This is a genomic window from Pontibacter sp. E15-1, from assembly GCF_022601975.1.
Lineage (GTDB): Bacteria > Bacteroidota > Bacteroidia > Cytophagales > Hymenobacteraceae > Pontibacter.
Window position 1 is genome coordinate 117,779 of record NZ_JAKVIR010000005.1, and the last position, 16,879, is coordinate 134,657.

At 53.3% G+C, this 16,879-nt stretch carries 13 protein-coding genes; 3 read left to right on the forward strand and 10 right to left on the reverse strand.

Annotated features, from left to right (window positions below):
- The first annotated feature begins 36 nt into the window (after nt 1-36).
- On the forward strand, nt 37-1,872 hold the full coding sequence (locus MKJ04_RS05000) for a glycoside hydrolase family 2 TIM barrel-domain containing protein (RefSeq protein WP_241639874.1): 1,836 nt from the start codon (nt 37-39) through the stop codon (nt 1,870-1,872).
- Nucleotides 1,873-1,992: 120 nt separating this feature from the next.
- Here the strand turns inward: MKJ04_RS05000 and MKJ04_RS05005 are convergent, their stop codons facing one another.
- The gene (locus MKJ04_RS05005) at nt 1,993-2,250 is read right to left on the reverse strand and encodes a hypothetical protein (RefSeq protein ID WP_241639875.1); all 258 of its coding nucleotides are present in this window, start codon (nt 2,248-2,250) and stop codon (nt 1,993-1,995) included.
- A 209-nt stretch (nt 2,251-2,459) separates the two neighbouring features.
- Between MKJ04_RS05005 and MKJ04_RS05010 the strand changes: the two genes are divergently transcribed.
- Together MKJ04_RS05010 and MKJ04_RS05015 are read left to right on the forward strand one after the other, a co-directional pair.
- Nucleotides 2,460-3,083, forward strand: coding sequence for an HAD family hydrolase (locus MKJ04_RS05010; RefSeq protein ID WP_241639876.1), 624 nt, complete (start codon nt 2,460-2,462; stop codon nt 3,081-3,083).
- A 203-nt stretch (nt 3,084-3,286) separates the two neighbouring features.
- On the forward strand, nt 3,287-3,565 hold the full coding sequence (locus tag MKJ04_RS05015; protein WP_241639877.1) for a hypothetical protein: 279 nt from the start codon (nt 3,287-3,289) through the stop codon (nt 3,563-3,565).
- Nucleotides 3,566-3,706: 141 nt separating this feature from the next.
- On the opposite strand, the gene MKJ04_RS05020 is transcribed toward MKJ04_RS05015, so the two are convergent.
- The 9 genes from MKJ04_RS05020 to ilvN form a co-directional block, all read right to left on the reverse strand.
- The gene (locus MKJ04_RS05020; protein ID WP_241639878.1) at nt 3,707-5,608 is read right to left on the reverse strand and encodes an Ig-like domain-containing protein; all 1,902 of its coding nucleotides are present in this window, start codon (nt 5,606-5,608) and stop codon (nt 3,707-3,709) included.
- Nucleotides 5,609-6,058: 450 nt separating this feature from the next.
- Nucleotides 6,059-6,442, reverse strand: coding sequence for a response regulator (locus MKJ04_RS05025; protein WP_241639880.1), 384 nt, complete (start codon nt 6,440-6,442; stop codon nt 6,059-6,061).
- A 3-nt stretch (nt 6,443-6,445) separates the two neighbouring features.
- Nucleotides 6,446-9,403 carry a PAS domain-containing protein gene (locus MKJ04_RS05030; protein WP_241639882.1) on the reverse strand — a complete coding sequence of 986 codons (2,958 nt, stop codon included), beginning with the start codon at nt 9,401-9,403 and terminating at the stop codon, nt 6,446-6,448.
- Nucleotides 9,404-9,846: 443 nt separating this feature from the next.
- Nucleotides 9,847-10,893 carry an adenylate/guanylate cyclase domain-containing protein gene (locus MKJ04_RS05035; protein WP_241639884.1) on the reverse strand — a complete coding sequence of 349 codons (1,047 nt, stop codon included), beginning with the start codon at nt 10,891-10,893 and terminating at the stop codon, nt 9,847-9,849.
- A complete protein-coding gene (locus MKJ04_RS05040; RefSeq protein ID WP_241639885.1) occupies nt 10,890-11,267 on the reverse strand; it encodes a response regulator in 378 nt (125 codons plus the stop codon). Before MKJ04_RS05040 ends, MKJ04_RS05035 begins: the two co-directional genes overlap by 4 nt.
- A 188-nt stretch (nt 11,268-11,455) precedes the next feature.
- A complete protein-coding gene (locus tag MKJ04_RS05045) occupies nt 11,456-13,516 on the reverse strand; it encodes a sensor histidine kinase (protein WP_241639887.1) in 2,061 nt (686 codons plus the stop codon).
- Nucleotides 13,517-13,816: 300 nt separating this feature from the next.
- The gene (ilvA, locus tag MKJ04_RS05050; RefSeq protein WP_241639889.1) at nt 13,817-15,088 is read right to left on the reverse strand and encodes a threonine ammonia-lyase IlvA; all 1,272 of its coding nucleotides are present in this window, start codon (nt 15,086-15,088) and stop codon (nt 13,817-13,819) included.
- 6 nt (nt 15,089-15,094) lie between these two features.
- Nucleotides 15,095-16,141, reverse strand: a complete 1,047-nt coding sequence (gene ilvC / locus MKJ04_RS05055) for a ketol-acid reductoisomerase (RefSeq protein WP_241639891.1) — start codon at nt 16,139-16,141, stop codon at nt 15,095-15,097.
- A gap of 118 nt (nt 16,142-16,259) precedes the next feature.
- Nucleotides 16,260-16,868 carry an acetolactate synthase small subunit gene (gene ilvN / locus MKJ04_RS05060; protein ID WP_241639893.1) on the reverse strand — a complete coding sequence of 203 codons (609 nt, stop codon included), beginning with the start codon at nt 16,866-16,868 and terminating at the stop codon, nt 16,260-16,262.
- Nucleotides 16,869-16,879 lie beyond the last annotated feature (11 nt).

Here is a 16,879-nt window from a genome sequence, read left to right on the forward strand (position 1 = left end):
CCCTAGCCAGTGCAACGCAAGGCAACAAAAAAACCTATGATTACTTCAGTAAACTCCAATTTTAATTCCACGGAGGGTTTAGACGATCCTCAGGAAGACGCGCATACCCCTTACCCGCTGCCCCGCACGGTCTATCGCCCCAATACCTATTTCCTGCTGGATGGGGAGTGGAGCTTTTCGCTTGACCCCGACGACGTGGGCATGCGCCAGGCATGGTACCTGGGGCACAGGTATAGCCATTCTGCCAACTGGCCCGGATCGGTGGAAGAGCACATGGCGAAGGCGAAAGGGCAGCCCCTGGCACCGTGGCAGGACAAGGTAATCGCCTGGTATGAGCGCGAGTTTGAGCGTCCAGACGTACAGGGACCCTTTCCTACCTCGATGTTCCAGATCACCTTTGGCGCCTGTGGCTATGAAACCCGCGTGTGGCTCAATGGCCGGCTGCTCAGCACCGTGGAGGGCGAGGAAGTGCACTATGGCCAGTATACCTCGTTTTCGTATGAGATTAACGAAGAACTCTTGCTGCCGGTCAACTACCTGACGGTGCGCATGGTAGACACCATGAGCGCGGAGACACCGCGTGGCAAGCAGGAATCGCATGTATACAAACGTGGAGGCATCTGGTACCAGACGCATACCGGGGCCGTGCGCAGCGTGTGGCTCGAAACGGTGAACCGAAACCGCCTGCGTTCCCGCATCGGGGTGGTGAGTGTGATCGAGGATGCCCTGATCCGGTTTAACGTGACCACCCGTATCCATGACCCCGGCCCTTACACTATCCGGCTGCGGATTTTCGAACGTGAGCCAGCGCATACCACTCCTTTATATGTGGCAGAGTTCAACCTGCACCTTGGGGCCGGACAGAAACAGCAAAACCTGGTGATGCATGCGCCCGGTGCCCAATTTTGGGCGCCCGAAACGCCCCATCTTTACCGGCTGGAGGCAGAACTGGTTGATGTAAACGGGTATGTGGCGCAGATTGTGGCGCACTTCGGTCTCCGGAAATTCGAGGCCAGGGGGCATACTTTTTACCTGAACAACGAGCGGATTTACCTCGACGGCATCCTGTACCAGCCGGGCACGTCAACATACGAGGAGATGCGCCGCCACCTGTACGCCATGAAAGAATTGGGCTGTAACCTGGTGCGCGTGCACATCGCCGGGATTGACCCGCGCATTTACAACCTGGCGGACGAGATCGGGCTGCTGCTCTGGGTGGAAGTGCCCAGTCCGCACAGCTCCACCCAAATGAGCCGCCAGAACCACCGGGCAGAGCTCCTGCGCATGCTCGCCCTCATCGAAACGAACCCCTCCATCGTCATCTGGAGCCTGTATAACGAGGACTGGGGGGCGCAGGACATTGCAGCCAACCCGGCCACGCGGCAGTACATCATCGACACGTATCATTACATGAAAATCAGGCACCCGCAGTTTCTGGTGGTTGACAACGATGGCTGGCAACACATTTCGTATGAGGGGAAACTGAAGTCTGACATCCTCTCCGTGCACCTTTATACCCCCGACGTGGTCAGGTGGCGCGAACTCCTCGACGGGCTTGTGAAAGGGCACCTGGAGGGAATTGCCGCTTTCCCACTGGTGGTAGGCGACCCCTACTTTTACAGAGGTCAGGTACCGATCATTGTAAGTGAGTGGGGCGGATTCGGGTTTGCAGACTATGGCGGGCCGCAGGGGCCGGAAGAGCGGGCGGAGCGCATCCGGATGTTTAAGCAGGAGCTGCGCAAGCGCCCGATTGCCGGTGACGTTTATACCCAGGCCACCGACATTGAAGACGAACGGAACGGGATCATTGATGCGCAAAACGGGGCGCTATCGGTGCCGGCAGGCCTGCTGCGTTCAGAGGAAACTGACTGAGGGCATATATAAATTTCATTTCCAAAAGATGACGTTTATACATGCGCACATGATTTTTTCAGGCCAAGCTTAAAACTGGTTATGTAAGGGTGGTATTACTTCTGAGCAAATGTTGGCCGTTTAGGTGTTCAGTAATGGCGTTATATCCATTTGCTCCAGATAAGGCTCGGCAATTTCCAGCGTTGTAGCCTCTGCCCGAAAAGAAGTCGTGACCGATAGGCCGTTTTTAGCCCAAAGCTCCACAAAGCGGTTGTCCAGGACATAAAGCGTGACGGTCCAGTCGTTGTGCTGCCGCTGGGCGAGGGCAGTCCCATACCTGACCAGTGCCTCTGCCTGGCTCCAGGCAGGCAACCGCTGAAACAGTGCATATTCAATCATAGTATGCCAATGTCTATTTTGATAAAGGTAATTCTAAAATTACTGCCGCAACTTCTGCCGGCAGAAGCGCCGCACAAATGACTTAGTGCCCATGCATGTCACCCATATATAAATAACATGCATCGGTCTCAAAACAGTTGGAAGGCTGAACAAACAGACCAGCTTACATGTGATAGAGTAACTTACCCCCGACAAACCCCCAGCGCAACATGACGAACAGTGAAGCCAAGTTGAAAGTAATTGTTTTTGACCTTAACAAGACGTTCTATAACAAGAGCTCTAAAGATAAGTTTTTTGAGTTTATCTGCACCAAACGGCCCAAGCGCATACGGTATTTCCTCGAGATGACGTACTATAAACTGCTCCGCAACCTGCACCGAATCAGGAAGACCGAGTTTAAGGAGAATTTCTTCAACTACCTCGACGATCTGACGCCTGCCCAGGTGGAGGAATACGCCACCGAGTTTTGGAATAACGAATACCCCGGGCAGTTCAACCAGACACTCAAAAACCACTTCGATCAGAAGAAAAAGCAAGGCTTCCGTATCTTTTGTGCCACGGGTGGCCTGGAGCTCTACGTGGCCCCGCTCTTCAAGCTATACCCTATTGATGGCTTTGCGGGCACACAGGTGCGCTACGACAGCCATACCTACAAAGTAATTGGGAAAGCCTGCAAGGATGAGGAAAAAATCGAGCGGTTGAAGCAGCACTTTAAAGGCGACGACTTTGAGGTGGTGGAGGCGTACTCCGACAGCAAAGAAGCTATTCTCGACATCGCCACAAAAGCCTTCCTACTAAAAGACGGCAAAATAGAACCATATCAAACCACCTGATTTTGCCTCAGTGCAACACGGGTAAATTGAACTTCGCCTAGATAGACCAGAGTAAATGGTATTGCCCCATGCATGTAAATTTATGCATACCAACCCGTCGACGATACAGTTTAACGCCTGAAATGTTTATTTTTATTTTACAAACATTCCCCTTCTCTTCCACGTTTTGAAGAGAAGTAATAAAATTTAAATAAGATAATTCTATGGAAACTACAGTAAACGATTTAAAAGCAAAAGCAGCAAGAGTGAACCCCGACCATAAGGAGGGCAAAGTAGCCACCGCAATTGAAGAGCAGACATCCAAGATTCCTTCTGACGTGTTTTTATGGGCAGCCTTCGGGTCGATGGGTATTTCGCTAACCCTGAAGCTGATGAAAAAAGACAAAAACGCTTTGTTTGTAGGCCAGTGGGCAGCGCCCTTCCTGCTTTTAGGCCTCTACAACAAGTTAGTGAAACTGGAAGGTCATGATCAGCATTCATAGAACTTGGTCAAATTCATCTTTTGAAGGCGAGATTCAAACCTCCTTTTAATAGAAAATACCTTTAAAACAGCAATAGCCCCGGCTCCGGGGCTATTGCTGTTTCTGTGACATACGTTTAGCTTTTAGCGCACGCAACACAACTTATTTTACAGTAGCGGCAATCTGATTCTGCTCGGCGGGAATACTTTTAACGCGTAGCAGCGTGATCTGGGCTTTGGCAGTAGGGCTGTTGTTACGGTTGAATTCGCTCACGTAGAGGTTACCCGTTTTCACGTCTTCCACAATATCCAGGGGGTTAGAGAAACCCGCAAAACCCGGTATACCGTTAATGCCAGACCCTGAGACAGACTTCACGATATCGTAACAGCTGTCGGCATTGGCCTGCTTTTGTTTGGTCATGGCTCCCGGCTCCAACACGATAATGTCGCTGCCGCCTGAGAATCGGCATACCAGGATTCTGCCCTTCAGCAAACCGCCAAACGCGTCGCTTTGATATTCCAGCGCCCCGTTAGGCGACTTGTTCAGACCGAAGTTGAAAGCGGCCTTTCTAAAGTTTTTATCTGGCTTGGTGCCCTCTGGGTATTTAGGATTGTCCACGGAGCCCCTGTTTACCACAAACTCTCCCCGCAAAGGGTTTGGGTGTCCGAAGTATCCAACAGACTTGAGCGGGTTCACACGGAACAGCCAGTCGTTCTGAACCGCTGACTTGCTGGGGTCCACAAAGAGTTTGATCAGCTTTCTGAGCCGGCCGCGGTACATCATGAGTTGTATCCCGGAGGTAGACTCCACTTCTGGGCCATCGTAAAAGGTGCCATCAGTGCGTCGGGTGCCTTTCACTGAGGCTGGCGTGTTCCCCCCGGCGGCAGAGCCATTGGCTGGCACATACAGCTGCCCATTGCTATGCCATACCAGGTCGTAGGCGTTCCGGACACCGGAGGCATAGATGGTTAGCGGCGCCTCGGCCCCGTAGGGATTATAGGTGCCGTCTGCCATACGCATGGAGGTAGCCGGAGCGTGGTTAATCAGCTTCTGGTCTGAAGTTGTCTCTACATCCAGCGGAAGTTTGGTTTGCTGCAGTTTCTGCATATCCAGGCGCAGCACCGTGGCGGAGAGCAGGCTCTCTGCCCGTTGCCAGAAGCCGTCGTAGGCTCCCATCGAACTGTTGCTCCCCTGGCAAAAGTATATGGCACCGTCCGGTCCGAACTTCATGCTGTTTACCAAGTGATCTTTGTTTGAGCGCGGCAGGTTAGTGAGCACCAGTTGCTCTTTTTCGAGGTTTGCGCCGCTTAGCCGCGAAATCTTGCCATCAAAAGCAGGGGCATCATTCAGGCCGGAAGTACAGTGAGACACCCACGCCACCAGGTTTTCAGGGGTGGAATTGGGGTCGAATGTCAGGCCAATGGCCGTGCGCGCGCCATACGCGTTTTTCAATGCAGGAAGCGTTTGTCTGTTTTCGAGCAACCCGGTTTCCTCGTTCACGTCGAACCGCTCAATCATACCGTTGAGGCGCAGGGCGTAAAACTTGCCGTCCGGCCCAAAAACCAGAGACGTATAATGCTTGTTCTGCGTACCGGGTATCGCCACTTTGGTAAAGGCAACGGGCAGCGGCTCTGCAGGCGGGATTTTATTGGCCGCCCCTGTGGTAAATATTGACTCGAAAGGCAGAAAAGACTCCCCGTTATATGATTTGACCCCATCCGTGATCACGAACTTATACTCTGTATTGGGCTCAAGCATACCCGTTGGCGAAAAGCTGATGGCGTCTCCCCCTCCTGTGCCCTGCACCATGCCCGGCACTTCCGTGGCCGTCCCGTCCTTAAGCCTCAGCAGTTTTACTGTAGCGCTGGAAATCGTGCTGTTATCTACCCCTCCTTTAAAACCAATCACTTCCGGCACGAAAAGGTCATTGGCGGCAATACTGCTGATATTAATGCTGATGTCGTGGGCACCGTCTTTTGGTGTAGAGGCAACCACAAAGGGCCCCTGGTTTACAAAGCCAAGTCCGGTTACGACAAGCCCAACAAGAAACAATAACAACAGCATGGCATTTCTGCTGTTGTAAAGTAGCTGAGATTGAAAGTATTGGAGGAGCTTATTTTTGGTCCGCATTTGTTTTAAGGGCAATCAGTGGAAGAAATATGGTGTCAGTGAAGGGGCGTTTAATTATGTAATTATAACATATTTAATTTGCCCCTGTGTGTGCTGTGCTTAAACTAAATATGGCTGAAATAGTTGCAATATTATCCTATAATTTATAACATAGGCACAATATCGCGCTTTTGCAGTAGATAAGGCAATATTCAGGCGAGAAAAAAATCCTTCAGGGAAGAGAAAAGTGCATAAGGGGCGTAAAGGCGAGATTTTTCTTTACCAGTATCGCCAAAAACGGAAACTGGTGTTTTAACAGGTATAAAACGCTCGCTTTATACCTTTAAAACTGAATAGATGAAAGTTGCCTGTAATTTGATAAAAACAGTACAATCAGCCTGCTGCCTAATTTTGTATGATTTTGGCCAGCTTTTCTCTAGTGAGCGGCTTGTTTATAAACTCTGCCAACTGAAAGTGGGCCGCTTTTTCCTTGTCTTTGAACGAAACTGAGGAAGACAGCAGCACCACGCGGGAGCGGCTGTAAAACGGAAGCCGCTGAAACTGCTCGATAAACTCAAACCCGTCCATCAGGGGCATGTTGATGTCGAGTAGAATGAGCTCGGGGAAACTGCTTTGCTCCAGGTGCTCCATTACGTAATCCAATGCCTCTTTTCCATTCGCGGCCACGGACAGATGCTCCACCATGGCTAATCGCTTAAAGAGTAACTGTGCCAAATAGTTACTGGCCGGATCATCATCTACTAATAAAACGCTTTTAATTTTTTGCATACCTTACCTGGGGGGGTCTGGAAAATAAACGCGAAACGTGGTGCCTTCCCCTACCTTACTATCAACTGTTATGCGGCCGCCATAGTTATCGATCACCCGCTTAATGGTATACAGCCCGATGCCGCTCCCTTCAGTATGGGGATGCATGCGCTGAAACATTCCAAAAATCTTTTTTACCTGCCGCTCGTTCATGCCGAGGCCGTTATCTGTCACGGTCAGCAGTGTCTGCTGCTCATTGGTCTCTGTACGCACTTTGATTCGGGGCGTTCGGTCAGGATGGCGATAATTGAGGGCATTGGAAAGCAGGTTGTATAAAATACTGCGCAGGTACTTCTTCGGATACAGAAGCGACTCGACCTCAAGCTCACAGGTCATCTGGGCCTGCGTGGCCTGCACCTTAGTCTCCATGTCAGCCAGCACATCCACCAACACCTCCTTAACAGAGATAGCCTCCAACGGCTGGTCCGTGTCTTTTTGCACCTTCACAATCTCCGACAAGTCTTTTATCGTGTTGTTGAGTTTTGTCATGGATTTGGTCAGGTGCTCCATCAGCACGTGGTCTTCTTTGGTCAGTTTCGGGCCTAGTTCGTCTTTCAGCACCAAAAGCAGCCCCTCCATAGAGTTGATCGGCGAGCGAAGGTCGTGTGATGCCGTGTACACGAAATTATCCAGATCCGCATTTGTGCGGGTAAGCTGCTCGTTGGTCTTGGCCAGCTCCTTGTTTCTTAGCTGGATCGCCGTGTTAGCGGCGGCCAGTTCCTGGGTGAGGTTCTGCAGCATTTGCTCAGCCCGCTTGCGCTCCGTCACATCCGTTAAGAGGCCGGCAATGCGCACGGGCTGCTGCTTCTTGTCATAAAACACCTTGCCATACCCCTCTATCCAGCGCACGTCGCTGTCTTTGCGCCTAATACGGGGGTTTATAAAAAATTTGCCGCTGGAGATCGACTCCTTGATTTGCATGACCAGGTTATCCCGGTCCTCGGGCAGGGTATGCTTTAGCAACTCATCGATATTCCAGTCCAGCAACTCCGACGCATACCCAAACAGCTGATCGTGGTTGGCGCTCCGGATCGTTTGCTGGCTGAGGATGTCATAGTTGAAGGAGGCCATGTTACCGGCTTCAAGCGCTATGCGCAGGTGCTCCTCGCTGCTTTCCACCTTGTGCCGTGCCTCCACCAGGTCCGTCACCTCATAGGCAAACACCAGAATTCCGTCTACTTTTCCGAGGTGATTGTAGCGTGCCTTGTAGATAAAGTTGAAGTACATTTTCTCCATCACGCCCTTGTTGTGGCGATCGAACGAGAGCGGCACCTCGTTGCCTATATACGCCTCACCCGTCTGAAATACATTATGCAGAATCGTCCAGTTGGGCTGGTGCACAATCTCTGGCAAGGCCACATTTACGGGGAGCCCCAGAAGCTGCCGTCCCGGAAAAAGATTCTGGTATTTTGGGTTGATGAACTCATACACCATCTCTGGCCCACTCAGGATACAGATGGCTGCTGGTGCCTGCATAAAAAGCCGTTCCAGGTTTTGCCTGTGTATTTCGGCTGCGGCATAGGCCGCCAGCTCCTGCTCTTTGCTTTGCTGCACCTCTGCCTCTGCCAGCTTCTGATCATGTATATCCGTGATCGTGCCATACCATTTCTTGGTACCGCATGCCTCATTTTTTTTAGCCACGGCGTGTATACGGTGCCACCTGTATTGCCCGTCTGCCCTCCGGATGCGGTACTCCAGCAAAATGCTTTTCCCGTTATCATGCGTCTTCTGCCAGATATGGACTGCCTCAGCAGCCTCGTTGGGGTGTATGGCCTTGATCCAGGCGTGACCCAGTGTTTCCGCTTCTGTGAGGCCGGTATACGCATACCATTGCTTATTGCCGTAATCCACATGGCCATGCGCGTTTGCCGTCAGAATCAGGTGAGGCACAGAATTAGCCAGCTGGCGCAGGCGATGCTCATTCCCCTCCAGCTCAAACCGTGTTTTTACGTGCGTGATGGTGGCAGCTACCTGATCGGCCAGCAGTTGGTGAAACCCCTGATAGGCGGCATTGTAGGGCAACTGGAGGCTGGTGCCAAGCACCAGAAAGCCCAGCAGCTGGTTTTCGCCGGGTTGGTACATCGGCAAGACCATTGCCTGCCCCAGCTCATGCCCCCATACCTCGGCAGGCACATTCTCAAACCTGCTTTTCAGCCGGTCCCCGGCATGCTCGCTTTCTCTGCACTGCCTGCCCAGCCGAAGCTCATCGGGTTCGGGTGCCGCTAGCGCAATTTCAGCCGGAAGCAAGGGATTGCTCCCAACACCCGACTGCCCGAGCAGGGTTGCAGTGGTTCCGGTGGAGTCCAGGAGGTATAGCAGGCTGTATGGTATGTCGCTGCTGTTCCCGCTCATCAGTTCACAGAGCTGCTGGCTTGTCTGCTTCACCGAGAAGGATTGATTGATGGCGCTGGCTATTTCTTTGACAGTACTCAGGCGCCGTTGCCCAAGCACCTCATCCGTCACCTCGTTGCAGGCACAGAACATGCCGCCCACGCTGCCGTCATCGTTCGGGATCGGACTATATGAAAAAGTCCAGTAGGTTTCTTCCATAAATCCACTGCGGTTGAGTGGCACCAGCATTTCCTGCGCATTGAACTGCCGGGTAGAGGCGCTGAGGATGCCTTCCGCAATTCCTCCAACCAACTCCCAGATCTCTTTCCACATTACCCGCGCACTGGCACCGAGCGCCTGCGGGTGTTTATTGCCTAAAGCCGGCAAGTAAGGGTCGTTGTGGAACATATAAAACTCCTCAGACCACCAGATGAACATCGGGAAACCAGAGCCGAGCAAGATGCGGACACCTGCCTTCAAACTTGTGGGCCAGCCAGATGGTTCGCCCAGCGGATGATTGCGCCAATCATGGGCCTCCATCAAGGCGCCCATCTCTCCCCCGTCTTTAAACAAATCTTTATCAGTGAACAAAATCGTGCGTCAGGTTTTAAGCGGATGTATAAAAATCGTTTTTTTGAAGCGAAAACTGTCTAGGAAGGATTCTGATGCAGCATTTATCCGTTTGGCACCGCTGAATGGTGCTAAAATATGAAGCCTTTATCCTGTACGGACAATTTGCGGGCAAAAATGAAGTTTAAGTATAGATTTAGTACAGGCAAACTGTTTCCCGTTTTGCATCACAAAGTTACTCCTCTTTTTCTCACAAATTACTGGCGCTTGTTAAAACTTCGGGAGGGAATGAATAGATGCGCTGATAATTGCGCGAAGGGGTTTTTTGAAGGTATTCCTATTTGGGTTACAGGGTATTTGCCGCACTGCCATATGGCACGCATAGAAATCCCCGGTTATGTGTATGGAGGGATAACTCAGCTGTGCAAGTAGCTGTCTGTCGCGGTAGCTATACCCGGTTCCGCCTACTCCAGCACGTTGTACGTGATCACAGCCTCTGATTTATTCTTGAGCACTACCTCCCCTATCAGCTGGCATTTAAACGACTCCTTCACCTGCTCATACAGGCTGGCGGGTATCACGATCTGACCTGGCAGCGCATTGTCCTGCAGGCGCTGGGCCATGTTCACCGCATCCCCGATCACGGTAAAATCGAGGCGTTTCAGCGTGGCAGACCCGATATTGCCAGACACCATCTCGCCGGAGCATATCCCAATCGAAACCTCCGGACTGTACAACGTGTCGCTGGCCTGCACCCCCTGCTCCAGCGCGAAAGCCTTCCGCACTGCCAGTGCCGCCTCTATGGCGCGGTCCGTGTGGTAGTCTCCCCGGAAAACCGCCATCACCGCATCGCCCATGAATTTGTCTATATGGCCGTCCAGGGCCGTCACCTCCTTACCCATCAGGTCGAACAGCCTGTTGAGGAACTCCACCACGGTGTTGGGCGCGACGCGCTCCGTGATGGCCGTAAAGCGGCAGATATCCATAAACAGGACGGTAGCCACGATGGTCTCGTTCAGCAGCAGGGTATGCGCGAAGGAGGAGTGGGTCATAAAGTGAAGGACGGTTTCGTCGACATACATTTTCAGGATGTCGTTTTCCTTGATCGCCCGGACGGTTTCGCGCAGTTGGGTCACGTGCCGCATGGTCTTTTCCACGGTCAGCTCCAGGTCCTCAAAGTCCACGGGCTTGCAGACAAAGTCGAATGCGCCCCGGTTCATCGCCGTCCGGATGTTCTCCATGTCGCCGTAGGCCGAGACGATCACGGTTTTGATAATGGGGTTGGACTCAGGGATTTTTGTCAGCAGCGTCAGCCCGTCCATCTCCGGCATGTTGATGTCGCTCAGCACGATATCCAGTTCTGGGTGTTCGCTCAGTTTCAGGAGGGCATCCACGCCGTTCTGGGCGAATACAAACTTGTATGTGTTTTCCCTGATCTGGCGGCGGAACTTCTGCTTGATCAGCAGTTCCAGATCCGCCTCATCGTCTACCACCAGTATATTTGCCTTCATAGAGCCAGCATTTTGAGTTTGTTTTTCAGCATCCTGAAATCGAGAGGCTTGGTTAGGAAATCGTCAGCGCCATTTTGCAGCACCTGCTGGTGCAGCTCCTGGTCGTTGTAAGCGGTAATCATTACGATTACGGGCGGAGGCGCGTTGTATCGCATCCGAACCTGACGAAGCAACTCGATGCCACTCATACCGGGCATGTTGATGTCGGAGAGGATTATACTGGTTTCTGCGGGATGCTGCTCCAGGTACGCAAATGCCTCCGAAGCAGAAAGCGCAAAGGAAAAGCTTGACTCCCCATTTCGAATCTCTTTGCGAAAGCGCTGCTCAAACAGTGGTTTCACGTCGGCTTCGTCATCCACAACTAGTATGTTCATCTCGGTAGGTATCCGTCTTTCAAGACAGACTAATTAAACTTCATCCCTAGATATTTATACGTGGAAAACAACGGAATCATCCGTAATGACACCCGACAACTTTAGGTTATGCCCCTGTGCGGCGCGGCAGAGCGGTATAATCGGGCTGAAATTTAAAGAAAGCTTTGCCCCTGAGCGTGCGCATGGCCTCATTTAGCGGGTACCGCCGTATGCGCCGGTGGCTGCACCGGCACCGCGTCTGGGGTATGCGCAACCGGCACCGAAATGATGAACTCGGTATATTGCCCCGCTTCGGTGGTGAAGGTGAGCTTGCCGCCGTGGCCTTTCGTGATGATGTCGTAACTGAGCGACAGGCCCAGCCCCGTGCCCTGCCCGGTGGGTTTTGTGGTAAAAAATGGCTGGAAGATCCTGCTGGCGGATTCCTTCGGGATACCGGGTCCGTTGTCCCGCACACGTACCTCCACCTCATCGCCCTGCCGCTGCGTGCGCACCGACACCTGTGGCTGGTATCCGTCGGGCTGCTTGAGCTTCCGCTGTTGCACGGCGTAAAAAGCGTTGTTGAGCACGTTTAGCAGCACGCGCCCGAAGTCCTGGGGCACCACGTCTGCCTTCCCCACGTTTAGGTCGAAATCTGTGTTTAGGCTGGCATTGAAGCTCTTGTCCTTAGCCCGAAGGCCGTGGTAAGACAGGCGCATATACTCCTCCGTCAGCGCGTTAATGTCGGTTGGCTCTTTGTGGCCGGTACTCTTCCGGGAATGCTGCAACATGCCCTTCACGATGGCGTCGGCGCGGAGCCCGTGCTGGTATATCTTAGCGAGGTTCTGTTTCAGGTCCGTCAGGATCTCCGTGATCTCCTGCCCTTTTTCGGCCTGCAACTGCGTGCGCAGCGCTTTCTCAAGGTCCTCCACCAACTCCGAGCTCAGTTCCGAAAAATTGTTCACGAAGTTCAGCGGGTTCTGGATCTCGTGGGCAATGCCCGCGGTCAACTCCCCGAGCGACGCCATTTTCTCGGCCTGCACCAGCTGGGCCTGGGTCGCCTGCAGGTTATCGAGGGTATGCTGCAGTTGCCCCTTCTGCGTCTCCAGCTCCACGGACTTGCGCTCCAGTTCGAGGGTCCGGTGCGACACCAGGCTCTCCATCTGCTCTGCGTAGCGTCGCAGCGAGGCTGTCATGAGGTTGAACTGCTGTGCCAGCGCCCCGATCTCATCCTGAACCTCCACTGGTACCTCCACTTTCAGCTCGCCGGCGTTCACGCGCTTCACCCCGTCCAGCACATAGCTGAGCGGACGCAGCAGGTTGCTCCTGAAAAAAACCGGAAACACCAGCACAATAATCACCGTGGAGATCGGGATGAGGTATGCCAGGATGCGCAGGGCGTTCGCTTTGTTCGGCTCTCCTGCCGCCACAGAATTATCCACGCCATAGAGCAGGAAGCCCAGCATACCCAGCAGGACCAGTGTAAGGCACATAAAAAGGCCCACCAGCTTTGCCAAAAAGGTGGTTTTCTCCTCGGCATACGACATGTAATTGATAACGATCCAGGTGAGCAGCACGAGGTAAAAAGCATGGTGCAACTGTTCCCACCAGCCCGGTATAACCTTGAACATACCCAGGTTGGCGTTCAGCCACGTCAGGACAAGCAGCAGGCACCAGAGCGCGAAGACCCGGTAGGCCTTGGTGTCGCGGAGGGTTGGCCTTTCGAGCTCTTCCAGAATCTTTTTCAGGGGTAGGGAGCTGCCCGCAGCAGTCTTTTCCGCTTGCGGCGGGTGTATCGACCAGATGGCCTTGCGCAGAAACACGCTCACAATCCAGACCGCAATCACCAGCTGTATCGGGAAGGTCCAGGGATAGCCGATCCGGTGGAAATAGAGCCCGCCAAGCAGCACGACACCGCTTACCAGCAAAACCAGGCGCATCTCCCGCCGGAAAGGGTTGGCCCGGTAGGTATAGGCAAAGAGCAGGTGGTATAGCGCCAGCACAATCAGGATAATGCTGTGCACCCATACGGTATAGGCATACACCTCTGTGTTGAGGGCGGAGTTGCGGAAAAACGAAACGGCGTTATAAATGGTGTGCAGGATGAACAGCCCCGTGATCAGGTAGCCGTCTCTGGTCTTTCTGCTGATGCTGAGCAGGTAAAGTGAGATAACCAGGCAGAGTGTCAGTTCGGCCAGGGCCGCGATGGACTGCGGCCGCAGCTGAAACCAGTCGAGCCAGAGCAACACTGTTTGGGGAGGATGTGTGTCCATGTGCAAGGAAACAGCGTCGATTCAGTACATACCCTGTTCAGCAGTTGGTCCACCGGATAGCTGGGATAGCCCGGTTACAGGAAGGCTTGGCCACTCGCCCCAGGCCGGGTATGGCACCCGCTACCCGCATGCAAAGCAGCACATGGTCTATATATACGCTTCACAAACAAAACAGATAGTATAGCCTGGTTTTCAATCGATTGCGCGACATACCGACTTGCAGGCATGGGCCCTAACAAAAAAAAGCCGCTCTTCCAGAGGGAAGAGCGGCGTCTAAACAATAAACAAACAACTAATACGCTATAAAAACATGTTTAAAAAATCCTGCTTGCCGTTGAGGTACTCATAATCAAAGCCCTCCTGGGTCATGCGCTCTTTTATACCCTCCTCATCACCCGACTTCTTCACTTCCACGCCAATAAAAACAGGCCCTTTCTCCTTGTTGTTCTTTTTGATGTACTGGAAATGAATGATATCGTCCTCGGGCTGCAGCACCCTGTTCACGAAGGTCCTTAGGGCACCCGGCTTCTGGTTAAAGCTGATCATGAAATAATGCTTCAGGCCCTGGTGCTGCATGGCGCGCTCCTTGATATCCTCCATGCGGGTGATATCGTTGTTGCTGCCGCTGATGACGCACACCACGTTCTTGCCTTTGATCTGCTCGGCGTAATACTTGAGCACCGAAACGGACAGTGTCCCGGCCGGTTCCAGCACCACGCCTTCCTCGTTGTACATCCGCAGGATGTCTTCGCAGATCTGACCTTCCGGCACCAGCACCACATCGTCGAGCAGTTCCCGGCAAATCGCGAAGTTCAGCTCGCCGGGGCACTTCACCGCAGCGCCGTCCACAAAGCTGTCAATGCTATCCAGAGACAGGCGCTTCTGCGCCTGCAGCGAGTTATACATCGACGGGGCGCCCTGCGGCTGCACGCCAACCAGTTTGGTATTGGGACTGAGCTGCTTGAACACGCTGGAGACACCGGAGGCAAGGCCCCCGCCGCCAATCGGCATGAACAGGTAGTCGATCGGGAAGGTGGCCGCTTTCAGAATCTCAAGCCCGACCGTTCCCTGGCCTTCAATCACGGCCAGATCATCGAAAGGGGGCACAAACGTGCTGCCGCGGCTGTCAGAAAACTCCTTGGCCGCTTTAAAGGTGTCGTCATAGGTGCTGCCCGTGAGCACCACCTCCACCATCTCACTCCCGAAGCCGCGCACCTTGTTCACCTTTTGGGCGGGTGTGTTGGCAGGCATAAAGATATAGCCCTTCAGACCAAGCAACTTACAGGCGTAAGCTACTCCCTGGGCATGGTTTCCGGCGCTGGAACATACAATCTCCCGCTCGGTGTCCTGCTGTGGCAGGGTGCTCATTTTGTTGTAAGCCCCCCTAATCTTGTAAGATCGCACCACTTGCAGGTCTTCCCGTTTCAGGTACACATTAGCGTCGTATAACTGCGACAGCCAATGGTTCTGCAGCAAAGGCGTTTTGTTGATGATCCCTTTCAGGTTCTTCGCCGCCTTTTCTACGTTCGCCACCGTCACCACATTGTCTAAAGCGACTATATCCTTACTCATACTGATTTATTTTGCTTTTGAGCGCAGCTTGCGTACGGTTGCGCCTGTCTGCCATAATTCTGAATCACGGAGCTCTTTCAACTCTGCCTCCAGCTCTTTTCTATACCCTGGCGTAGAACCGCGCTGGATAGTGCGCTCCGCCTCTTTGCCAGATTCCACGCTGTCATACAGTTCGTTCAGCACCGGAAGGGTTGCGTCCTTGAACTTGCCCTTCCAGTCGAGGGCGCCGCGCTGCGCCGTTACCGAGCAGTTGGCGTACATCCAGTCCATACCGTTCTCGGCTACCAGTGGCACCAGGCTCTGGGTAAGTTCTTCCACGGTCTCGTTGAAGGCCTCTGAAGGCGAGTGTCCGCGCTCGCGCAGCACCTGGTATTGCGCCTCGATGATACCGGCCAAAGCGCCCATCAGCACCCCGCGCTCACCTGTCAGGTCACTGTATACTTCTTTTTTGAAATCAGTCTCGAAAAGGTACCCGGAGCCTACCCCGATGCCCATGGCAACCGCTTTCTCATACGCTTTGCCGGAGGCATCCTGGAACACGGCGAACGAAGAGTTCAGGCCGCCACCGCTCACGAACAGGCGACGCAGGCTGGTGCCGCTTCCTTTCGGGGCCACCAGGATCACATCCACATCCGCCGGCGGCACAATGCTGGTCTGCTCCTTAAACGTGATGCCAAAGCCATGAGAGAAGTAAAGCGTCTTGCCCGGCTTCAGTCTTTCCTTGATGGTTGGCCACAGCGCGATCTGACCGGCGTCTGACAGCAGGTTGGCGATGATGGTGCCGCGCTCAGCGGCTTCCTCTATCGAGAAAAGGGTCTCGCCCTCTACCCAACCGTCTTCCAGCGCTTTTTCCCAAGATGGAGAGTCTTTGCGCTGGCCAACGATCACGTTAAATCCGTTATCCTTCATGTTCAGTGCCTGGCCGGGGCCTTGTACACCATATCCGATCACGGCGATCACTTCGTCCTTCAGTACATCCAATGCTTTCGAAAGTGGGAATTCCTCGCGCGTTACTACTGTTTCGTCTACTCCTCCAAAATTGATAGTTGCCATTTTGATTTAGCTGGTTATAGGTTTATGATTCTTTTACTTTTTTAAGTCGGGGTATGGGCGGGCGGCTACACAGCGGCTTGCCCATACCTCCAGCCAGAGGCATCCCCCTGGGTTTGGGTTACATCGTGAAGATGCTCTCCCCGGTATTCAGGTACTCGTTTTCTTTTACCTCGTCGCTCGGCTCGGCCACCTCAAACTCGCGCAGCTTTCTGTTAAAGCCCTCGCTCCCTTTGATGATGGCGATGCGCGCACTGCGCACAAACTCGATCAGTCCGTAGGGCTGGAGCACCTTGATGAGGTTGTCCGTCTCCTCACGGTGACCGGTTGTTTCGAACACGGTATAGTCTTTCCGGATCACCACGGCGCGGGCACCGTTCTCGCGCAGCAGCCGCTCTACCAGCGCCTTCTCGGCAATCACGTCGGTGGGCACTTTGTAGAGCGCCATTTCCTGCCAGATCACGTCCTCGTTGGTATGGTAGTATACTTTCAGGACCTCCACCTGCTTCTCGATCTGCCGCGTCAGCTTCCGGATCACCTCCTCCGTCTCGTTGATCACGATGTTGAAGCGGTGGATGCCCTCGATCTCTGACGGCGACGTGTTCAGGCTTTCGATGTTCATTTTACGGCGCGAGAAAATAGTCGCGATCCGGTTCAGCAGCCCCACATGGTGCTCGGTGTATACCGTGATGTTAAACTCCTGCCTGTCTATATGATTCTGATTGCTCATACTGTTTCTGC

Coding starts and splice junctions, on each gene's coding strand:
- MKJ04_RS05020 (WP_241639878.1), bottom strand. CDS start 5,608: ATGCTGTTGTTATTGTTTCTTGTTGGGCTTGTCGTAACCGGACTTGGC.
- MKJ04_RS05000 (WP_241639874.1), top strand. CDS start 37: ATGATTACTTCAGTAAACTCCAATTTTAATTCCACGGAGGGTTTAGAC.
- MKJ04_RS05010 (WP_241639876.1), top strand. CDS start 2,460: ATGACGAACAGTGAAGCCAAGTTGAAAGTAATTGTTTTTGACCTTAAC.
- ilvA (WP_241639889.1), bottom strand. CDS start 15,088: ATGAGTAAGGATATAGTCGCTTTAGACAATGTGGTGACGGTGGCGAAC.
- MKJ04_RS05005 (WP_241639875.1), bottom strand. CDS start 2,250: ATGATTGAATATGCACTGTTTCAGCGGTTGCCTGCCTGGAGCCAGGCA.
- MKJ04_RS05040 (WP_241639885.1), bottom strand. CDS start 11,267: ATGAACATACTAGTTGTGGATGACGAAGCCGACGTGAAACCACTGTTT.
- MKJ04_RS05045 (WP_241639887.1), bottom strand. CDS start 13,516: ATGGACACACATCCTCCCCAAACAGTGTTGCTCTGGCTCGACTGGTTT.
- MKJ04_RS05025 (WP_241639880.1), bottom strand. CDS start 6,442: ATGCAAAAAATTAAAAGCGTTTTATTAGTAGATGATGATCCGGCCAGT.
- MKJ04_RS05015 (WP_241639877.1), top strand. CDS start 3,287: ATGGAAACTACAGTAAACGATTTAAAAGCAAAAGCAGCAAGAGTGAAC.
- ilvC (WP_241639891.1), bottom strand. CDS start 16,141: ATGGCAACTATCAATTTTGGAGGAGTAGACGAAACAGTAGTAACGCGC.
- MKJ04_RS05035 (WP_241639884.1), bottom strand. CDS start 10,893: ATGAAGGCAAATATACTGGTGGTAGACGATGAGGCGGATCTGGAACTG.
- ilvN (WP_241639893.1), bottom strand. CDS start 16,868: ATGAGCAATCAGAATCATATAGACAGGCAGGAGTTTAACATCACGGTA.